The organism is Paenibacillus nitricinens (assembly GCF_052056485.1).
In the GTDB taxonomy this organism is placed as follows: Bacteria; Bacillota; Bacilli; order Paenibacillales; family Paenibacillaceae; genus Paenibacillus_AQ; species Paenibacillus_AQ nitricinens.
Window position 1 is genome coordinate 527,564 of the sequence record NZ_CP183948.1, and the last position, 19,664, is coordinate 547,227.

Below are 19,664 nucleotides of genomic sequence, written 5' to 3' on the forward strand. Positions count from 1 at the left end.
TCTTTCTTTGGTGTCTTGTTCATAGAAAGACGGTGATGGAGTAACGGAGAGGAAGTTTGGAGCTGTAGGAGCTCAGCGACCGCCTTTGTCATCGGATGTCATCCGCTAATAGCGGTAAAGATCAAGACATCTGATGACAACAGCGGCCGGAAGCCCAAACATTCCTCGCAGTTACGAAATTCATCATCGTTTTTCTATTCAGGGCACTAAGATAATTAGCTAGCGCAAGAATCACACTCTTCTATTGTCAAAGCACGGCTACGCACATAATAAGTTGATTTCAATCCGCCCTTCCAGGCGTTCAGATGCAGCTCAAGGAACTCGGTAGCCTTGATGTCAGGACGAACATACAGGTTGAAGCTTTGGCCTTGATCGACGTGACGCTGACGAGCGGAAGCCATGCGGATCGACCAGTTTTGGTCAATGGTGAAAGCTGTCTTATAGTACCAGATTGTCTTGTCGGACAGATCTGGTGCCGGGTTAGCGATCTTGTAAGTTGTTTTCTCTTCATAGGAAAGCAGTTCATACAAAGGATCAATGCTGGCTGTGGAGCCGGCAATAATCGATGTGGAGCCGTTCGGTGCAATCGCGAACATCCATGCGTTACGAACACCGTCTTTAGCCACTTCTTCTTGCAGCTCGCGCCATTGTTCAGTGGTTACATATTTACCTTCTTGTTCACCGCTAACGTAGCCACGTGAAGTAAAGTACGCACCTGTCTCCCAATCGGAACCGGCGAACTTCGGATAACGGCCTTTTTCACGGGCAAGCTCCATGCTCGAACGTACCAACAGGTAGTTGATGTGTTCATACAAATGATTGTTATATTCTACGGCTTCATCAGATTCCCAACGAATGCCCTTGAGTGCTAATAGGTGATGCAAGCCGAATGTGCCGAGACCCACTGCGCGGTACTGGCTGTTCGTGTATTGTGCTTGCAGAACTTCAATATTATTGATGTCGATTACGTTGTCCAGCATACGTACTTGGATAGGTACAAGTCTTTCCAGCACGCCAGCTGGAATCGCACGTGCCAAGTGAATAGAATTTAGGTTGCAGACTACGAAATCGCCAGGAATCTTGGAGATAACAATCCGGGTCTTGCCATCTTTGGTTACTAATTCTTCCTGTTCAATCACGGTAGCGGATTGATTCTGCATAATTTCTGTGCACAGATTGGAAGAGAAGACCATACCTTGGTGGCGGTTCGGGTTCGTCCGGTTCACCGTATCACGGTAGAACATATACGGAGTACCTGTTTCGAGCTGTGATTTCATAATCCGTTTCATGATGTCGATCGCAGGAACGGTAATACGGGACAATTCCAGATTGGCTGTAGCTTCAGCATATTTTTCACGGAAAGTACCTTTACCAAGCTCTTCATCGTAGAAGTCTTCCAGACCCAGCGGACGACCATCCTCATCCGTCCAGCCCATAACCTTCTTCACTTCATGAGGGCAAAAGAGGTTCCAGTGGCTGCGTGATTCAACAGCTTCCATGAACAAGTCCGGCAGGGTTACACCGTGGAATACGTCATGGGCACGCATGCGCTCGTCACCGTTATTTAGCTTAAGATCGAGGAAAGCGAGAATATCTTTATGGAATACATCAAGGTAGACAGCGACAGCACCTTTACGAGTACCTAGCTGATCTACGCTGACTGCGGTATTATTCAATTGGCGAATCCAAGGGATTACGCCGGAGCTAGTGTTCTTGTGACCACGGATATCCGAACCACGTGCCCGTACTTTACCCAGGTAGACGCCGATACCGCCGCCCATTTTGCTAAGGCGCGCTACGTCTGTATTGGAATCAAAGATACCCTCTAGGGAATCGTCCACCGTATCGATGAAGCAGCTGGAGAGCTGTCCAGCGACCTTTTTACCGGCATTGGACATGGTAGGGGTAGCAGCTGTCATGTAGATGTTGCTCATAGCCCAGTAAGCTTCTTTTACAAGCTCAAGACGTTTCTCGGCTGGCTCACGGTGCATGAGGTACATAGCGATAATCATGTAACGTTCTTGCGGAAGCTCCATTACACGGCCGTCAAAATCATGCGCCAAATAACGGTCAGATAGCGTAAGCAGACCAATGTAATCGAATAGAAGGTCGCGTGTATAATCGATACATCCACCTAGCTCGATGATTTGCTCTTTAGTGTAATGCGTTAGAAGCTCCTCACGGTAGATTCCTTTTTTAACAAGATCCGTGATTAGAGGGTACAGCTCACCGTAAGGCTCTTCTGGATAAGCTTTATAGCGGCGGTGAACGGCTGCTTTTTTATAAAGGGTAGTCAGAAGGGCACGGGCAGCTGCAAACTTCCAAGTAGGCTCTTCTTTTGTTACAAGTTCTAGGGCACTCATAGTGAAGGCGTTGCTAATTTCTTCTCCGCTTACGGAGTCACGGCGCAGTTTGGAAATTACTCCCCGCAGCAATGTTTCTTTATTTAGTTGATCAAGACCCTCCAAGATACGGTCGGCGTATATGGAAAGGCGTTTCTCATCAAAAGCCAGTTGGCGATTATCTGGTTTAACTACGAATTGTGGCATGGTTATTTCATCCCTTCTTATTTTTGGATTAATTTTGAATATCAAAAATTGATATATTATAGCGCAGTAGGCTGCCACAGAAAGACCTCCGAGCCGTTCATACTGGCCGGAATGTCGATTATGCGTTGGTTAGAGCTTCCTCGGTAAGGAAGTGTAGTATCTTTTAATTCTTCTATAAAACGTCCATCTATTAATACCTGACACCGTGTAAGTAGATTCCACTCCGGAGAACCGGGAAGGGCGTTTAGTTCCTCATACGTATAACCACTGTAAATCCAGATGGGGAAGCCTGGGAGCACGGCGCGAAGCTCATGAATGAACCCAAGTACCTCTTCTGCCGAGAAAAAAGGATCGCCGCCTGCTAGTGTTAAACCATCCAGCAATGGGTTAGCGGCGATTTCTGCAATGATTTCATGTTGACGTTCTAAGGTGAAAACTTCTCCATATTTAAAATTCCATGTCTCGGGATTAAAGCATCCCGGGCAACGATGGCGGCAGCCGCTGAGGAAGAGGACGGCCCGCATGCCCTCTCCCTCGTTAATCGACTCCGGATAGTATCCGCAAATATTCATAGATGCTTAACACGATCCCGTACTTCGGCTTGTTTGGCGGCGTTGAAGCGGGTCTGATAGTCGCCAGTTAAATAACCTGTAACTCTGCGCAAACGACGGATGTGCACGTCATTCTCATGTGCGTTGCAGGAAGGACAGTTTGTTCCAATTACGCCTTCGTATCCGCAGCTTGAGCAGCGGTCAATCGGATGGTTAATGCTGAAGTAGCTGACCTGTTGTTCTAGTGCGTATTTAATGATTTTGATAAAAGCGGTTGGATTGCTGCGGGCATTACCGTTTAATTCGACATAAGAAATAGCCCCGGCATTGCAGTATTCATGGAAAGGAGCTTCCAAGCTGATCTTCTGAGCAGCGCCTAGATCATAGTATACAGGGATGTGGAAAGAGTTCGTATAATACTCACGGTCAGTTACGCCTGGAATAGAACCCAGTACCTTACGATCAATCTTGGTGAATTTACCGGACAGACCCTCGGCTGGTGTTGCGAACAAGGTGATGTTGAGATTCAGTTCTTCACTTTTCCGGTCGCAATACTCCCGCATGTGACGTACGATAGCCACAGCCTTGGCATGGACTTCCATATCCTCGCCATGGTGTTTGCCGTACATGGCTTTCATGCATTCCGCCATACCGATGAAGCCGAGCGACAGACTACCATGCTTCAGCAGTTCACCTACAGAGTCTTCAGGAGCGAGGGTTTCGCCGCCTTCCCAGACGCCTTCTCGCATCATGAAATCGGATGCTTTAGCTTTTTGCGCGCTTTGGATGCGGAACCTATGAAGAAGTCCTTCCAGCGCAATGTCCATATAGTGATTTAGATCCTCATAGAAGCCAGCTTCGTCTGCGACGGTACGCCGGCCTGTTACTGTGCCGTGTGCCAGACCGAGCCGAACCAGATTCAGTGTATTAAAGGAAAGGTTGCCCTTCCCGGAGCAATGGTTACGCCCAAAACGGTCACCGAGCACTCGAGTGCGGCAGCCCATTGTAGCAAATTCCGTATCAGGATCACTTGGATCATAATACTGCAAGTTGAGCGGAGCGTCTAGATTAGCAAAGTTCGGATACAGTCTGCGTGCAGAACATTCCGCTGCTTTTAGGAACAATTCATAGTTAGGATCGCCTTGCTGTTGGTTGATTCCTTGCTTGCATTTGAAGATTTGAATAGGGAATACAGGTGTTTCTCCGCTGCCAAGCCCGTTCATCGTTGCTGTTAGCAGGGAACTGATTACAAGCTGACCTTCTGGTGAAGTACAAGTACCATAATTGATACTGGTAAACGGAATTTGCCCGCCGGATCGGCTGGACATGGTATTGAGATTATGTACCATACTTTCAGCCGCTTGCAGGGTTTCGATTTCAGTTTCTTTCAGTGCATAACGGAACGATTTCGGATATACCTCGGCCAGATCGGTCCGGCTCATTGTGATCTCGCCCAAAGATTCATTAGCTTGTCCCTCATCAAAATAATCCAGACCCTTGCGGAACAGCTTAGCGAAGGATTTGGTTACATAAGGTGCCAGATCATAGTCGAGTTTATTGGCGGATACGCCGCCATATTGAGCATTTTGCTGGGATTGAAAAATGATTGCTACTAGTGACATAGCTGTCATTATGGAGTTCGGAGGACGAACACTGCCGTTGCCGGTGTTGAAGCCTTCTCGGAGAAGCTTATCAAACGGGATAAAAATGCAGTTAGTCGTTCCGATTGCGTATTGATCCAGATCATGCACATAGACGACATTGTCATCAATGGCTTGCACCAGCTGCGGCGGCATCGTAAAGTTACGGGCGTACCATTTTGAATATTCACTGCCGAACTTGCTCATTTTACCGGAGAAACTCTCTCCGTTCAAATTGGCATTCTCGCGCAGCAAGTCCAAATCCCGGCTGTCGATAATATCGCGTCCTAAATCAATGAGCTCTTCTAAAAGAACTTCCCGTGCATTTGTTGTACCGTTAAATTGTCTCTCCAACAACGTCATTGTATAGCTCTCCTCTCAGTCTATCGTCCTATCATTAAGAAGTGGGGCCGCATAAGCGGCCGTATATTCATTGTGATCTCATAAAAAAAGCATCCCCTAGCGAGGATGGCTGAAAATGCCCGATGCGTTATGTAAATATCCACACAGATATTTGTAGTGGTCTCTATGAAGATGACCGCATGCGGACACCGCTCCTGTTCCTCGCAGGCACTCATAGTTGGTGTCGTCGAAACAGGCAGGTCTCCTGGCTTCCGGAGGACCTCTCAGCGCCTTCCCAAGGGGGTTCTTACCCTCAGTGGCTTCTGCCAGGAGATCTGCCCATCTTTAGCTTCTAAAAGCTTGTAAAGGGCATCCGGTTACAGTGGCGGGACCGCAGCGGATTTTCACCGTACTTCCCTATTAAGCTCTAATTCCGATTAAGGATCAAAGCGCCTGTCTCCACTATATTTTGTTGTCGTTAGATAAAAATAACCCAAGATGTTGTGTTTGTAAACAGTTTTTTAGAAAACCCGCGCGGGGAGCGGGTTCTTCAAAAGTACTCCACAAATGATCCACAGGCTGTCCATAAGTAATCCACAATTGATCCACAGGCATATGAAAAATGATTCATAAATTGTCCGAAAAGATGCCACAAAGAGTCCATAAATGTAGTGCAGATGACCCTAGAATTCACGTAAGAAAAAATACCCGTGGCGAAAGTCATATTTCGGAGAATTTTTTGGGGAAAGAAGAAGGGGCATAATAAAGCTGAGATCATTTGTGGGAGAGCGGTGGAGTTGTTACAATAGAAGGAGACACATACTTTAAAATTCCGAGGAGGTATTTCCATGCCTATTGCTGAAGTAACCGTTATTCCGATTGGAACAGGTAGTACGAGCCTTAGCAGCTATGTTGCGGATATGCAGCGAGTGCTGAAGACGGTAGAAGGGATTACTTATGAGCTTACATCCATGGGTACAATTATCGAAGGGCCTCTTCAGCGTATTTTTGCTGCAGTCGAGGCGCTGCACGAGTCTCCTTTTGCCGCAGGTGCAGAGCGTGTCTCTACCTCACTTAAAATAGACGACCGCCGAGATAAACCCTCTACTAGCCGTGGAAAGCTGGAATCTGTGGAGCGTAAACTACAGATGGAATAGCAGTTCGGGAGAGCAGGGAAATAGAGAGAAATAGACTTGCGTTTCTGGGTGGAAGTTGTATAATATTTTTTGTTTGACAGAAAAATCAGCTTTAAGCTGGTGTAGCTCAGGGGTAGAGCAACGCACTCGTAATGCGTAGGCCGGGGGTTCAATTCCCTTCACCAGCATCTGCGTTAAAATTCCCCGTTATATCAACGTTTGTCAGCGTTGAATGTTACGGATAGGCATACGATAGGGCAACGCATTCCGGACGTTAATTCGTCGGTGCGTAGCCGCTGATTTACGGATAAATACGAGCCTCCTACGGTAAAATGTGGGAGGTTTTGTTATGTCTAATGATCCGCGATTAGGAAAGAAAGCCGTTATTAACTCGAAGAATAGCCGCGTAAATAAGCCGCCGGTAGGAACAACGCTCGAAATGGCGTTCGACTTGTTTTATAGTGCAAAACGGTCCGAGGGGCTACGCGAGCGCACGTTATCCGATTACCGCAGTTATTGGCGCTACTTTAACGAGTGGCTGGCGAAGTATGGATATGATATAACCGACGTTACGCAGATAAACGCGGAGCTGCTTCGTGAATATCTCGGCTATATGACGCACGATCATACGCGTTATGAGGACGTAGAGGATCGGCAGAAGGACGGTAAACCGCTGTCTAACGCGACTGTTACGTCCAGGCTCCGCGCTTTACAGACGATGTGTAAGTTTTGGGCGGAAGAAGATATCGTAAACGAGAACGCGGCAGCTCGTATTAAAGCACCGCGCCATGATACGGAGGATAAGACGGTATTTACGGACAAGCAGCTCGACGCCCTATTAGCGGCTCCGGATACAGGGAGCTACGTCGGCATAAGGGATAGGGCTGCCATGTTAACGCTCGCAGATACGGGCCTGCGCATTAATGAACTACTCGCGCTGGAGACTCCGTATATAGACTTCTCTGCACGTTGTATACGGCTCCCTGCGTCGTTGAATAAGAACCGTAAGCCAAGAATTATTCCGCTATCTCCGGCTGTCTTACGGGAGCTCCTGCGGCTTATACAGGAAACGAGCGCGCATTTCGATACGACATTTGTATTTGTAAGTAACTACGGGGAACAATTAAAGGCAGACCACTTCCGTAAGCAGCTACGCAAATACGCAACGCTGGCCGGCATTGATACGAAGGAAACGCGCATATCTCCTCACAGGTTCCGCGATTACTTCTGTACGAATTACCTCGTTAATGGTGGGGATTTATTCACGCTCGCTCGGATTGTTGCGCATGCGGACGTGAAGACGACGCAAGGCTATGTAAAACCGAGTGAAGGCGCAATTAGAGACAATCACGCGCAGTTCTCGCCTATATCACGTCTTAACGTAAAGAGACGGGGGTAAATATGAAACCATCAGGTGGAATTGTCCGCGTATCTAAACGCGATAGTAGTTACACGATACTCGATCCGTATTTCTTATCAGACGAGCGGTTGTCCTGGAAAGCGAAGGGGCTGCTCGGTTATCTCCTTTCAAAACCGTCGAATTGGCAGGTTTATATTGGCGATCTCGTAAAACGCTCTACAGACGGCCGGGATGCGGTCTACAGCGCTATTAAAGAACTAGAGGCTGCTGGATACGTTGAGCGCCGACAAACACGTGATTCATCTAATCGTATCACCGGCATGGAGACGATTATTTATGAGCGGCCAATCGTTGATGATCCAGAGCCGGATTTTCCACATACGGATATTCCCGATATGGACGAGCCGAAATCGGATAATCAGATACAAGTTATTAATGATTTAAGTAATAAAGACTTTAAGAGAGAAATAAATAAGGGCGCTACGGAAAATGATGAAGCAGTCCTACAAACATTATCAAAAGCACTGCGTAAACTGCCGCTCAACGATACGGCATCTCTTTACGATCACTACTTCGCGGATATATACCAAATGCTGACGCGGAGGTTTAACGGTCGCCTAGAGCCAGACATAATCGAACTGGCTGCGGATAGATACTTCGCGAAGGCGGTGGATCTTCGGACAGGGTTGCCGAAGGAGAGCGTATATTCTCCGGTAGGTCTGTTTTACGATGCCTATACGGAGGCACTAGCGGAGTGTAAGGCGCTGCGGTATAAACGAAGGGCTGGCGGTTGAATATAACGCGAAGGTACGCCGAAAACGAACATACGTTCGAAAATTGGTTGATGCGAGAATTAATATGCTATAATATGGATGCGAGACGAACGGCAATGGAGCGGATAAAATGAGTACTTATGAATCCTTATCGTTAATGTTCAATTTCGGAAACTACACTATTGCCGTGATGGCGCTTATTATTTCAATACAAGCTTTAAGACAAACAAAAAAGTAGCTCGCCCCGACCAAGAGTTAGCTACTTTTCTATGATCTACATTTAAAAATATGAAGCCGTATCGTCTCGCGATAATTACGGTCTTCTTACTTTTCTTACTCTTATTGTACGCTTTTTCGGGCAACGTTACAACAATTGTTGTTTATATGTTTTTACTTATAGGTATTGCTCGGCCTCCGAATCCTAAAGAGGTTGGGCGCTTTTTCTGTTTACAGTTTTGTGGTAGCCTTTCGAAGATACAACGAGGAGGTTACCTATATGGACTACAAGGAAAAAAGAAAATTAATACTTGAGGCACGCGAGGAAAAGGAAAAATTGGATATGTATTCTGCAATAAACATGTTCATAACATCGCGTAAGATTAAGAATTTGACCGAGAATACCACAGATTCATACAGACAAGCTCTCTCAAAATTCAACAATTTTCTAGACGACAACGGTATTGAGAGAATCAACGACATTATCGTTGAAGATATTCAAGAGTTTATTCAAACGAGAATGGATGACGGTAACAGCGCGCCGACGATCAACAAATATATACGGAGTTTGCGAGCATTCTTTAATTTCCTTTGCAGCGCCGGATATCTGATCGAGAACCCGATAGAGTCAGTAGAGAAGCTATCGGAGGAAAAACGTGTTTTGCGTACGCTGAGCCGTGATCAAGTGAAGGCATTACTTGACGTGCCTAATCGATCGACGCCGATAGGTTACCGGAATTACGTGTTTTTACTCTTGATCCTGGATACCGGTCAACGCCTAGAAGAAGCGTTGACGTTTCGTGTTGAGGATGTGCATTGGGAGGAACGAGTAATTAAAGTTTTCGGAAAAGGGCGGAAGGAAAGATTCGTCCCATTCAGCGACATACTTGCTGCACACATGCGCGAATATCTGGAACTCCGCGGTGAGACTGACTCTGCCATTTTCTTTGTTAATGTTGACGGACAACCCTTGAAACGTCGTACTATCCAGGAGGAGATATCTGAGTATGGGAAGACGGCCGGTATAAAGGGCGTTCGTGTGTCGTGTCATACTTTGCGTTATACCTTCGCCAGAAATTACGTGTTGAATTCTGGAGATGTCGTAAGTTTGATGCGGATTATGGGACACAAGAGCCTGCACATGGCGCAGCTGTATACTGAAATGTTTCAGGCCGACATATCAAAACAACACGATAAATTTTCGCCAGTCAGTTCGATCTTCAACTAGCGCAATCAAGCCGGAAAGCCTACATAGGCCAACCGGCTTTTTCTTCGTTATATCGTCATATACGTTAATTTTTCCGTCATTTAGCCGTGAATTAGCGCGTATGGGCCCTGTATGAGTATTAGCAGTATGGTACGAGGTAAAGGCGCTAATTTAACGCAATTCATCGACCGTTAGAACTCGCGCTTTCATCCCGTCTAATAGCGCCGCCAGCTTTTTGCGCCGGTATTCGCTCACTGTTACGTATAGAATATCCGGAAACGCTCCGTTCTTTGCCTGCCAGCGCCCACTATCCCGGATCTCACGGTACAGCGCTATCTTACGTTCATTCTGCGCCATAGATTGCGTAACATCCACCTCAAGAAACGTATATCCGCCCGGCTTACCATAGAGCGCGTCCGCTACGATAGATTTACCGTCCCACTTTACCGTATACTCTTCGCGCCATGATTCCGGCTTATATGCGATATATACTTCGTTTCTAATGATCGTATGTTGTACGTGTAACGTGCGCCGCCGCTGCGTTTGGCTGCCGATTTCCTTGCGGCCTTTTGCGCTTAAATACCATACGGTTTCACCTTCGCGGAACGACGAAAGCAGCTCGCCCATATCATTCAGTATACGCGTGGTATTACGCCGGCCGCCGAGGTTATGGAGCCGTTGTATCTGCGAAGTAGTAAGGTATCCGAAGCGATCACAGCTCGATAAAATTTCGATCCAACGTGAAACTTTTGCCTGCGTCCGGTTTACTGTCAGCGACATAAGGGGCGTCCTCCTTAATTTCCTTCGTAGGTAAGTCCGCGATTAACTTCCGAGCATCTTCCGCCGTTAGGTACGGAGCTTGTAACGTCTCATCATACGCCGTCTGGAATATAAGGCGTCCAGGAACATCCGGCAATTCTTCTGCGCTTGTGTTATCGAGGATAATGCGGCTCTGTGTACCGTCACGCGTACGGAAGCAGATTGACGCGGCGATATTCGTTTTAATCAATCCGTCTACGATATCCGCCGATGGACGCTGTGTAGCCAGTAATATAAGCACGCCAGCCGCGCGACCTTTAGCGGATATTCGCGTAAGTATCGACTTAATTTCGCCTTTTAGCTTACTGTCCGGGTCACCGGCGCGTGTTTTAAAGTCCGCTAACTCATCGACGACGAATATCGCCTTCTTACCGGACCATTTCTGCGAACCATTAGCGGACATCACCTCGTAGCGCCTTAACATTTCGGATTCAACGGAGGCAAGGACAGTCCGAACGTCCTGCAGCGTAGTAGCGAATCCCCTAACGCTTGCCAAATTACGAAAGATACCGAGCTCAACGCCGCCTTTGAGATCGCATAAATACATATCCGGCGCAGGTCCGGTTGCTAGCGTTGTTAATATTGAGCGCAGCATAACCGACTTGCCTCCGCCACTAATCCCGCCAATGAGCAGATGCGGATAAGCTCCGTCGAAGTCATAGTAACGTTCCTCACCGCGTCGCGTTACGCCAATAAGTACGCGGTACGAATCTCCCGACGGTTGTTTATGCGGGACTGAGTCCGGCATTCCTGCGGAAAATATATCGAGGATAATTCCGTCGTTGTAACGCATCTCTACGTCGTTCGGATCTACGCGGATAGCTTCGGCAAGCGCGAGCTTCTGGTCTATGAATTTCTGCGACGATAATCCAACGGGTAGACCGATGAGTAGCCGCACGCCCCAGGGATGCGCATACTCTGCATTGACGGAGGGGAGAGCAACTTCCTCGCCGTACGTTACCATCAGTCCGAGCGTTTTGCACGCAGAGATGAGCTGCTTACTTCGATCAAAAGAAAAAGAAAAAGAGAGAGAAGAGAATAAAGATACAACAGACCCAATCAATAACCCAATCCCAATCTCGAACAATTTGGGGGCCTCCTGTCTAAACTAAGGTTCTTTCGAGTTGGCGGAAGGGTAGCGTACAAGCTATAACGCTACTGCTGCAGCCATCTAACCATTCGGATTGACTGTTCGCCTGGCGCATAGTAAACGGATGAAATATCGGTATAAAGGGGGAGGGGGTTGCTTCGGCTAAACTCGGAAATGTAGGAACGCTATACGGTAGGGGTGGCGGAAGATCGGCGTCCGTTATCCGAGCATATCCATCATTGCGATGATCCATTCAGCCGCGATCAGTCCACCGGTAACTAATAGAAACATCCGGCCAAACCTCCGCGCAGCTAACGCCCCGTTCGTGTTGCCTGCCGTCCGGCATCGCTTTTCAACTAATACGGAACCTAACGTGACAATGACGATCGCTCCATACGTAACCATAATGTACAACCTCCTTCGGAATATTCCGTTCATGCTTATAACGTATGAACGTTGATATGTTGATATGTCAAAAAGTTGACTTAAAGGGCAAAATAAAAACGACCTACGCAGGTCGTTTTGTTTATTCGTTTGGAGTTAGTTTTAATATGTCTCCGGGCGTCAGGTCCAGCCCTACACATAAGCGTGTGAGTGTGTCGTAATTGATTTGATTAGTGGCGTTAGCAGCTAGTGACGTTATCGTGTTCCGGCTAATCCCGGTTAGTTCAACTACTTGTTTATTTGTGAGTCCCCGTTCTTTCATAACTACGCCTAAGCAACAGCGAACTTTCATAGTAAGTGTATCCACAAAAAATCCCCCAAAATAAATTAGTGTCAGGATGTTGACAAGTTGTGCCAAAAGGATTATATTCAATGTACGAGATGCACAACATGTTGACATATCGATATGTTAACTAATATGTAATACGCAGATTATAACATATGGTTTCACTATTATAAAGGAGGTTTCAAAATGTCTACCAATATCATCGAAGTTTGTCCATATCCAAGCCGCGCCCTCACACGTAACGGCATCCGTAACCGCCGCTCTATGCTTAGAGGTGCGTTATGGCCTATCGCTAAAGCTACCGTTTCCTTAACCGCCGTCTTTGTCCGCGAACTACTCTTTTAAATCGGAGGGATTACGCTAATGTCTAAAATCACCGTTGTAACTGAACTGTACGATAGGAACGAAGAATTAGAGCGTTACGAATATCCCGGCGTCCTCGTTGATGATAACCACGCGTTTTATATCGACGCTGAATACCGCACCGTTATCCTTGAGCGCGTTAACTGCGTCAACGGCGAATACCTAACAACCGGAGGCTCCGGAGCAGTCGGCTTCGATTTACCGGTAGACGATGTAACGTTTTTCGATCGCATAACGGAAATGTCGTCCATCGAACTTTTATCCAAGTTGGTCCGACGCAGTAAGGAGGGCGCGTAATGAACGCTAAGCCTATTACGCTAATCTACCTGTATGACGCTGATGACGAGGAACCGCAGTACGAAACGTTGCAGGCTTTCCTCATCGGCGAGGACCGCGCACTCTTTGTATCTGATAGCCAACTATGGGCGCAGGAAGTCCGCCAAAGCGAAGGTGATCCGGATATTTACGTAGGAGGCAACGAAGACGCTGGCGTGATTATTGCAGAGAACGTGACCGGCGCGGCTGCTGACGTAATACCGGCGCTGGTTAAAAAGTGGACAAGCATTTCGGCTTTGGAATTTATCGTGCGCGATTTGGTTGCCGCGCCGTTGCTGGAATTGGGGTTGACGATATAAACTACCGCCTGATGATGGCCCGTCGCGGCACGGGTTGAAACGGAGAACTCATATTTGAGTAGTCCGTCGCGGATTACCGCTATCATACACATATTGGAGGTTAAGTAATGACTATTAAGCTGAATTTCATGCGTTGCGACGAAGGTGTTCGCGTAGCGCTATCGTTGGGAGACGTGCAGGCAGGTCAGGGCGCCCTTATTGGTTTACCAACGTTTACAGCTATATTCCCGCAGGTAAGTCTTCGCAAAATGTACGGCGAGATCACAGCCACGCCAGCACAGACTCGGCAGCTCAACACTAGCGCCCCTATTGCCTGGGTCACGTACAAGCCCGGTCCATACGGTAATATTATCGTTTCCCTTCTCGATACCCCGCAAGAACTTGTAATCAACGCTCGTGCATTTCAACGTATTACTGGCGTTTCCGAACGAGCTGTTATCGGCAGCTTACCGGTTACACGCACACTCGCAGAAGATATCGGATTCATCATTCCTCCTACAGAAACGGAGGACCTCGCATATGCAGCTAGTTAAAATACCCAACGACATCAGCACCACAACTGACAACACAGCTTTACTCACGATTAAATATCTGCGCTGCGGAAGCAAGGGCGGCCGGGTGTCCTTTACCTTTGTAAGTGATGTTATAGGCATTCAGCGTGCGCTTATTGACTGGTCGGTAGCTGTCGCGGTCTTTCGTCGCTCTAGACTTCGATTAATGAGTGGGGAACTTTTGGTGACGTCGAGACAACTTCGTCAAATCGGTTTTAACGTTACAGTCGAACAATTAGTAGAAAAACCAAAATCAACTGAATGTTTTATTAAATTACCGCGCATACAGGAGATTGGTTATTGCGTGGATATCCGTAGAGGAAACTACATTGTCACGCTGCCAAAAAACAGATGGTCCCGTCGTCAGCAACGCGTCTTATCACCGAGGGCCTTCCTCCATGTTTTTCCTGGGACAGATCGGCGGTCGGCCGGCGGAACGCAATTCGCATCGGTTGCTCAGCTCGAATTGCTTGGATTCCGCATCACACCAGTTAAGACGGTAGTAAAAGATAATGTGCTCGCTATAATCGCCTAATGATTTTACCTTCACCGAGGGCGCTCGAACGCCGGAGAAGATGAATTCGCGCAATTCTATAAAGGAGGTGATAGCCGATGAAATGGGACCGTAGACTCGCCCGTAAAGACCGCCGCCGACTGTACATCCGCGAAGTTAACGATAAGTGGGCGGAAATTAAGCTCAATCCCGTAGGTGTGCGCCTCGGGTAACGATTTGCCTTCGGACCGTCTTCGCGCTAACGTTGATGGCCGATACTGAATGTTGACATTCGTTTTACTTCCGTACCTACCGGTTACAGACGGAGGATCGTCATGCGGGATTATAAAGACCTCTCAGCGCCACCACGTCATAACGTAGTACGTCAATACTGCGTGTAACACCCGCTCGTAGCGCCAAATGCTTGCGGATCATGTCCGGTCACTCACGCCAATGTGTGTCCGGATTTTATTACGCCAATTACTGTAATCTGCGGACTTGTCCGTCTGCAGGCTACGTTAACATATAGCGGGTGGCACCGCCTTTACTTTTAGCGGCTTCGGGGGCATCCGAGGTTGCTTGTCCTTTATATTACAGTAATACGAACGTATGTTCAATAGGTTCCAAATATTTATAAATTATTATCCCTGTTTATAAAACTGTTTACAAACACTATATATCGGGTTATTTTTACCTAAATAGACTATATATAGTACATACGGGCGCTATAAGAAGAAGAAAGCGTCCTTTTTCATGCGATCATGGTGCGTGAGTGTCTGTAGACTTCCAATAATGTAGTATAGCGCATGTCTCAGTTTGTAGAATTAGCGTCCATATCTATAGTATAGGCGTTTTTCCACAGATAGTGCGGGAGGCGATGGTATACACCCAAATTAACGTATAAGCGTGCGGGTAGGCGTGTAACGGGAGCATTCGTTATGGGGGGGGTGTTGATATCCGAATTAGTGCGGGAAGCCGAAGTCATTACGTATATATTCGTATAGTGTGTACGGAACGAGATCGACCACGTTAATACAGTTATACGGAAAGTGTGCGAAACAGTAGTCTGCGGCACCAAGTACAGTAAGGGCGCAATTTTCTCCGAAGTGTGCGATAGGACACTGCGCTGTAAATAATACCGTAAATGGTGTGGGAGGCTCTGTAGGCTGTAAGTATATGAGTAGCGGATATTTTATTTTCGCTGAAAGTGTGCGGGAGGGTAGGCGTTTACGTTGATAATTATAGAGGTGTTTAAAATCCACACGATAAGGGAGGACGCGGATATAATACCGACGCGGCTGCCTTTCGTAGCTTAGTCGTTTATATAAAACCAAACAAAAGGAGGCAGCGTAATGGAGCAGCTAACGAAAGTATTTTCGTACGAATCGGCGGAAGTGAGAACGGTAATGGTCGAAGGGGAACCATGGTTCGTTGCGAAGGATATAGCGGAGGTACTTGAGTTTTCGGAGACCTCTGCGATGACGAGATACCTGGACGATGACGAAAAAACCAACCTGTCAATTAAGCAGGGCGGTAGTAACTTAACCACCAACATAACAGCGATTAGTGAGCCGGGTCTGTATTCCGCAATTCTGCGTAGCCGCAAGCCGGAAGCGCGTGCCTTCAAACGCTGGATCACACACGAAGTAATCCCGTCGATCCGCAAAACGGGGATGTACGCGACTGATGCGCTCCTCGATGATCCGGACTTATTATTAAAGACGGTCACACGGCTTGCGGAGGAACGGAGAGCCCGCCTCGCGGCAGAAGCGCAAATCGTCACAATGGCGCCAAAGGTCGAGGCCTTCGATACGTTCATCGACGCAGACGGGACGATGACGGTCGATCAAGTGGCGAAGTTGCTCGGCATGAAACCGAAAGTGTTACGCGACACACTAAGAGACCGTAAGTTGATCCGCCAAGACGGACTCCCTTATCAGCGGTATACTCCGCGCTATTTCGAAGTAATACCGTATGTGTCTCCCGGCGGAGTAGCGCGTCCATACTCTCGCGTAACGACGGAAGGTATTGCGTACATTGAGCGCGTTCTCGCGGGTAAGGTTGCACCGGAAGCCTATCCGCCGGGTAACGTAATCACTTTCGAACCGCGTCGGCCATCCTCGATAACGCTTAATTTAAACCTGAACGCATAAACAGACCGAAAAGAGGCACTTTCAGATTTGAAGGCGCCTCTTTTTCACAAACAAACGGAGGAGGAATACGGATGGATTTTCGCCAAGCAGTAGCCGCGTACCAAACGGGCGGTGAGCGCCACATAATCGAAGTAATACTTGAGGATGTCGAAATGGATTTCTTAGCGAATACTTCACGCAGATACAAAACGAACTTCACGCACGATATTTCGATTAATCTAACAAGCCCGGAGGAGTATATCGCATATCGGATAAAGGCGATCCGCGAGAAGGCCGTCAAACAGGTGTTTTATATACGTAAAGAATCTATGTGGGCGCATTCGGAGATAAATCGCTACCTATCAATTATGGTACTCGATTTACGTATGCGCGTCCCCACCAAACCGGTGCGGCAGAACGATTTCGGCTATGAATACACGTTAACACCGGAATTAACCGCTTGGCTAAGAGAAAAGAACAGCCGAATAGAGCTAAGATTCCGCGAAGAAGGATTCGGTAGCTCGTTCGGACACTTCAAACACGCCCTAGACGTTGCCGAACGTACTGAACGGGAAGTCGTGATTGAGGAGGCGCGGATACGGGCGGAGGTTATGGCGGACATGGTCTGCGCGCTAGAATACGCGCTTAAACACGTAGATGTCAGCCGTAGTCCAAGGGAGGTTGTTACCTACGTCAATAAGGCGCTATTAACGCGCTACTATGAAGCCCAAGCGCGCCGAAAAGGGATGCGGAGGGTTACCGTAGACGGGCGGCGCCGAATGGTTGCGCCTTTTTATACTGGGGCTCTCCGAACGATACTAGACGTTAACTCTACGGAAAATTACGTATATAAACGCGTAACTAGTAAGCAGGCGGATTTTCTACGTGAGCTCATCGTTATTGTCGAAACGGACATGGCCGCGGGGGACTGCGCGTCCTACCACGTACTCCCAAGCGGTGAGTATCGTCTTTCACGGAAATACGCAGCGGAGAAGATTGGACTGCCGTACACAACCGTGAAAATGCGGCTGTTGAGAATCCGTAAATTAATTACGGAAAGGGTCGCGTAAATGTATCCGTAAGGATGTATATCTAGAGTCTTTGTAGGAAGAAGTAAAGGCGATCGCTGCCTAAAACCCCGCACAAACCAAAGGGAGAAAAGGCGGAAGAGTCTGGCGGCATTCGCTTTATTTTATGGAAAATGTAACAAGGGGAGACGTATTTTGCGTGGTTTGGTTGCATTATGCGCGATCTGCGGACTAAGAGAGTACAGAGCGATAAGGTTACGAATGTTGCGGGTATACTCCGCACGTCCTTACGTTATTTTAACGATGGAGGGGTTGATAGAGTGGGAGTTCTAGAGAAGACGATAGAGGTGAGTCTAGTATTCAACAACCGTCAGTATTACGTTGACAGGGGTTACGCTATAGACTCCAGCGTAAAGAAGCTAAACGTATCAACAGAAGATCTACCACGCAGGTCCGAAAAGCTCGTTACTCCTATATGTGACGCTTGCGGTAAGGTAGGGAGACCTCGGAAATGGTCTCTTGTTAGGAGGGACCGCATGTACGGCACAGACCTCTGTGCAAAGTGTATGTACGATATAAATGTCATTATTGATCCTGGCGGCCGTGAGTCTTCGGGTGAGAAAACCGTAAAATACTGGCTAGATTTTTACCAGTTAGAATATAGAATGCAAGTGCGCAGGAAGGGCGTTACCGGAGCTTGCGGGAGACCTCTACTATTCGATTTTGCAGTGCTAGGATCCTCCGGAGAACCTATCGCGTTTATCGAGTACGACGGGGAGCAGCATTACAAACCGTCAGTCTTTAGCGAAGGGGACCCGAGTAAAGCAGACTATAATTTCGCGTTTCAACAAGAGTTTGACCGTAGAAAAGACAGGCATTGCGCAAAGGCGGGCGTTCCTATGATTCGCATAAAGTACGCGCTGACCGTACAGGAAATCGGCGAGGTTATAAGTAGTTTGAAAGGGGAGTTGCGCGTTGCCTAGTAATTACCTTTATTGTTATTCACCGGCTATGTTCCACTTTCTGAGGGCGGCTGGACACCGATATATCTGCGTAGGACTTAACGAAAAGACCGGCGGACGCTTCTGGCTATACGCTAAGGATGACTCGGTTAAACGGAGCCTAGATGAGTATAGCGCAGCTAGTTAGCGCGTAAATTACGTGGAGTGGAGTGATGTGGAGTATGGGCAAACAATTTCGCGACTTAGGACACGAAGCTGCAAGACGCAAATCAGCGTGTTTGGAACGGGGGCTATACGCGCCTGTTCCGCACGATTTATTCCGTCGGTTGGTGCCAATCGCGCGCGAATACGACAAGAGTAACGTGCACATGGCGGCCCTATATACGTATCTCCTGGCGATGGTAAACGGACAGCCGGATAACGACCGCTACATGAGCGCATTCCCTTCCGTACAGCGTATCGCTGACGAGACGGGAATCGGGCGGAACCGTATACGGCCGCTATGTGATGCGCTTGAGGCGGTTGGGCTCGTTAAATCAGCGTACGATTATATGACTAATAAGCGCGATAAGCTCTATTATCCGCAGTATTATAGCGGACTTACTGACGAGCAAATACGAGGTAGGCTGGACGTATTATATGGTCATTCACCGAGGAGTGAACTAGCTTAATCACTCTACAGTGAATTACCTAAATCACCGGAGAGTGACGGTAATAAGAACAAACGTGTAATAACGAACATGTAAGAATAAACAAAACATACCACATCGGATTAATTCGCTACGCTCATGAATCCTCGCGGAGCTTATATAATGATTGATAGATTATTCGCGCATAAAAATAGTTTCGAGGGAACGGTAGTGACTGAGATAGGTTTAGCAAAGGACAGAACTCTTACATATTCATGATGATTAATCAAAGTAGTATCTCATGTAGGCAAAGACAAGGAATAGCGCGGATGTTAATAAACGTAGTTTACTTCGCTTGTATAACGCTATATACCGAATCTATTACGTTAGGTATCGGATACGCGCGTATGTTAGTAAACGTAGTTTCTTTCGTTTATATACGTTAAGTATCGGATATA

General features: G+C 47.5%; 21 protein-coding genes, 1 tRNA gene and 1 riboswitch. Of the genes, 15 read left to right on the forward strand and 7 right to left on the reverse strand.

Annotated features, from left to right (window positions below; genetic code table 11):
• Positions 1-215: 215 nt before the first annotated feature.
• The 3 genes from ACN6KS_RS02325 to ACN6KS_RS02335 are packed head-to-tail and all read right to left on the reverse strand — an operon-like array spanning position 216 to position 5,103.
• Positions 216-2,549, reverse strand: coding sequence for a ribonucleoside-diphosphate reductase subunit alpha (locus ACN6KS_RS02325; RefSeq protein WP_094874468.1), 2,334 nt, complete (start codon positions 2,547-2,549; stop codon positions 216-218).
• Between the two features lie 56 nt (positions 2,550-2,605).
• Entirely contained in the window at positions 2,606-3,121 is a 516-nt protein-coding gene (nrdG, locus tag ACN6KS_RS02330; RefSeq protein ID WP_440961240.1) for an anaerobic ribonucleoside-triphosphate reductase activating protein, read from the reverse strand.
• On the reverse strand, positions 3,118-5,103 hold the full coding sequence (locus ACN6KS_RS02335) for an anaerobic ribonucleoside triphosphate reductase (protein WP_094874466.1): 1,986 nt from the start codon (positions 5,101-5,103) through the stop codon (positions 3,118-3,120). Before ACN6KS_RS02335 ends, nrdG begins: the two co-directional genes overlap by 4 nt.
• A 217-nt stretch (positions 5,104-5,320) precedes the next feature.
• Positions 5,321-5,554, reverse strand: a riboswitch (cobalamin riboswitch).
• A 376-nt stretch (positions 5,555-5,930) separates the two neighbouring features.
• Between ACN6KS_RS02335 and ACN6KS_RS02340 the strand changes: the two genes are divergently transcribed.
• The 6 genes from ACN6KS_RS02340 (at position 5,931) to ACN6KS_RS02365 (ending at position 9,795) form a co-directional block, all read left to right on the forward strand.
• Positions 5,931-6,239, forward strand: coding sequence for an MTH1187 family thiamine-binding protein (locus ACN6KS_RS02340; protein ID WP_094874465.1), 309 nt, complete (start codon positions 5,931-5,933; stop codon positions 6,237-6,239).
• Positions 6,240-6,334: 95 nt separating this feature from the next.
• Positions 6,335-6,406: transfer RNA gene (locus ACN6KS_RS02345), tRNA-Thr, on the forward strand.
• 161 nt (positions 6,407-6,567) lie between these two features.
• Entirely contained in the window at positions 6,568-7,617 is a 1,050-nt protein-coding gene (locus ACN6KS_RS02350; RefSeq protein WP_440961241.1) for a tyrosine-type recombinase/integrase, read from the forward strand.
• A 2-nt stretch (positions 7,618-7,619) separates the two neighbouring features.
• Positions 7,620-8,372, forward strand: coding sequence for a helix-turn-helix domain-containing protein (locus tag ACN6KS_RS02355; RefSeq protein WP_440961242.1), 753 nt, complete (start codon positions 7,620-7,622; stop codon positions 8,370-8,372).
• Positions 8,373-8,481: 109 nt separating this feature from the next.
• Positions 8,482-8,589 (forward strand): putative holin-like toxin, encoded by a 108-nt coding sequence (locus ACN6KS_RS02360; RefSeq protein ID WP_440961243.1) that lies wholly within the window; start codon positions 8,482-8,484, stop codon positions 8,587-8,589.
• Between the two features lie 258 nt (positions 8,590-8,847).
• On the forward strand, positions 8,848-9,795 hold the full coding sequence (locus ACN6KS_RS02365) for a tyrosine-type recombinase/integrase (protein ID WP_440961244.1): 948 nt from the start codon (positions 8,848-8,850) through the stop codon (positions 9,793-9,795).
• 150 nt (positions 9,796-9,945) lie between these two features.
• Here ACN6KS_RS02365 and ACN6KS_RS02370 read toward each other — a convergent pair whose 3' ends face one another.
• The 4 genes from ACN6KS_RS02370 to ACN6KS_RS02385 all read right to left on the reverse strand — a co-directional run bounded on the left by ACN6KS_RS02370 (position 9,946) and on the right by ACN6KS_RS02385 (position 12,434).
• Positions 9,946-10,554 carry a replication-relaxation family protein gene (locus ACN6KS_RS02370; RefSeq protein ID WP_440961245.1) on the reverse strand — a complete coding sequence of 203 codons (609 nt, stop codon included), beginning with the start codon at positions 10,552-10,554 and terminating at the stop codon, positions 9,946-9,948.
• Entirely contained in the window at positions 10,487-11,680 is a 1,194-nt protein-coding gene (locus tag ACN6KS_RS02375; RefSeq protein WP_440961246.1) for an FtsK/SpoIIIE domain-containing protein, read from the reverse strand. The genes ACN6KS_RS02370 and ACN6KS_RS02375 overlap by 68 nt, the downstream gene beginning before the upstream one ends.
• A 222-nt stretch (positions 11,681-11,902) precedes the next feature.
• Complete coding sequence (locus tag ACN6KS_RS02380) at positions 11,903-12,088, reverse strand: hypothetical protein (RefSeq protein ID WP_440961247.1); 186 nt, start codon at positions 12,086-12,088, stop codon at positions 11,903-11,905.
• A gap of 121 nt (positions 12,089-12,209) precedes the next feature.
• Positions 12,210-12,434 (reverse strand): helix-turn-helix domain-containing protein, encoded by a 225-nt coding sequence (locus ACN6KS_RS02385; protein WP_440961248.1) that lies wholly within the window; start codon positions 12,432-12,434, stop codon positions 12,210-12,212.
• 165 nt (positions 12,435-12,599) lie between these two features.
• On the opposite strand from ACN6KS_RS02385, the gene ACN6KS_RS02390 reads away from it, so the two are divergent.
• From ACN6KS_RS02390 to ACN6KS_RS02430, 9 genes are all read left to right on the forward strand, one after another.
• Positions 12,600-12,758: a hypothetical protein gene (locus tag ACN6KS_RS02390; protein ID WP_440961249.1), complete on the forward strand. Its 159-nt coding sequence runs from the start codon at positions 12,600-12,602 to the stop codon at positions 12,756-12,758.
• Positions 12,759-12,776: 18 nt separating this feature from the next.
• Positions 12,777-13,073 (forward strand): hypothetical protein, encoded by a 297-nt coding sequence (locus ACN6KS_RS02395; protein ID WP_440961250.1) that lies wholly within the window; start codon positions 12,777-12,779, stop codon positions 13,071-13,073.
• Entirely contained in the window at positions 13,073-13,411 is a 339-nt protein-coding gene (locus ACN6KS_RS02400) for a hypothetical protein (RefSeq protein ID WP_440961251.1), read from the forward strand. The genes ACN6KS_RS02395 and ACN6KS_RS02400 overlap by 1 nt, the downstream gene beginning before the upstream one ends.
• 107 nt (positions 13,412-13,518) lie before the next feature.
• The gene (locus ACN6KS_RS02405; RefSeq protein ID WP_440961252.1) at positions 13,519-13,944 is read left to right on the forward strand and encodes a hypothetical protein; all 426 of its coding nucleotides are present in this window, start codon (positions 13,519-13,521) and stop codon (positions 13,942-13,944) included.
• Positions 13,931-14,497, forward strand: a complete 567-nt coding sequence (locus tag ACN6KS_RS02410; protein WP_440961253.1) for a hypothetical protein — start codon at positions 13,931-13,933, stop codon at positions 14,495-14,497. Before ACN6KS_RS02405 ends, ACN6KS_RS02410 begins: the two co-directional genes overlap by 14 nt.
• 1,310 nt (positions 14,498-15,807) lie before the next feature.
• Complete coding sequence (locus ACN6KS_RS02415; RefSeq protein WP_440961254.1) at positions 15,808-16,608, forward strand: BRO family protein; 801 nt, start codon at positions 15,808-15,810, stop codon at positions 16,606-16,608.
• Positions 16,609-16,679: 71 nt separating this feature from the next.
• Positions 16,680-17,657, forward strand: a complete 978-nt coding sequence (locus ACN6KS_RS02420) for a hypothetical protein (protein WP_440961255.1) — start codon at positions 16,680-16,682, stop codon at positions 17,655-17,657.
• 494 nt (positions 17,658-18,151) lie between these two features.
• Entirely contained in the window at positions 18,152-18,598 is a 447-nt protein-coding gene (locus ACN6KS_RS02425; RefSeq protein ID WP_440961256.1) for a hypothetical protein, read from the forward strand.
• 200 nt (positions 18,599-18,798) lie between these two features.
• Positions 18,799-19,248, forward strand: coding sequence for a hypothetical protein (locus tag ACN6KS_RS02430; RefSeq protein WP_440961257.1), 450 nt, complete (start codon positions 18,799-18,801; stop codon positions 19,246-19,248).
• Positions 19,249-19,664 lie beyond the last annotated feature (416 nt).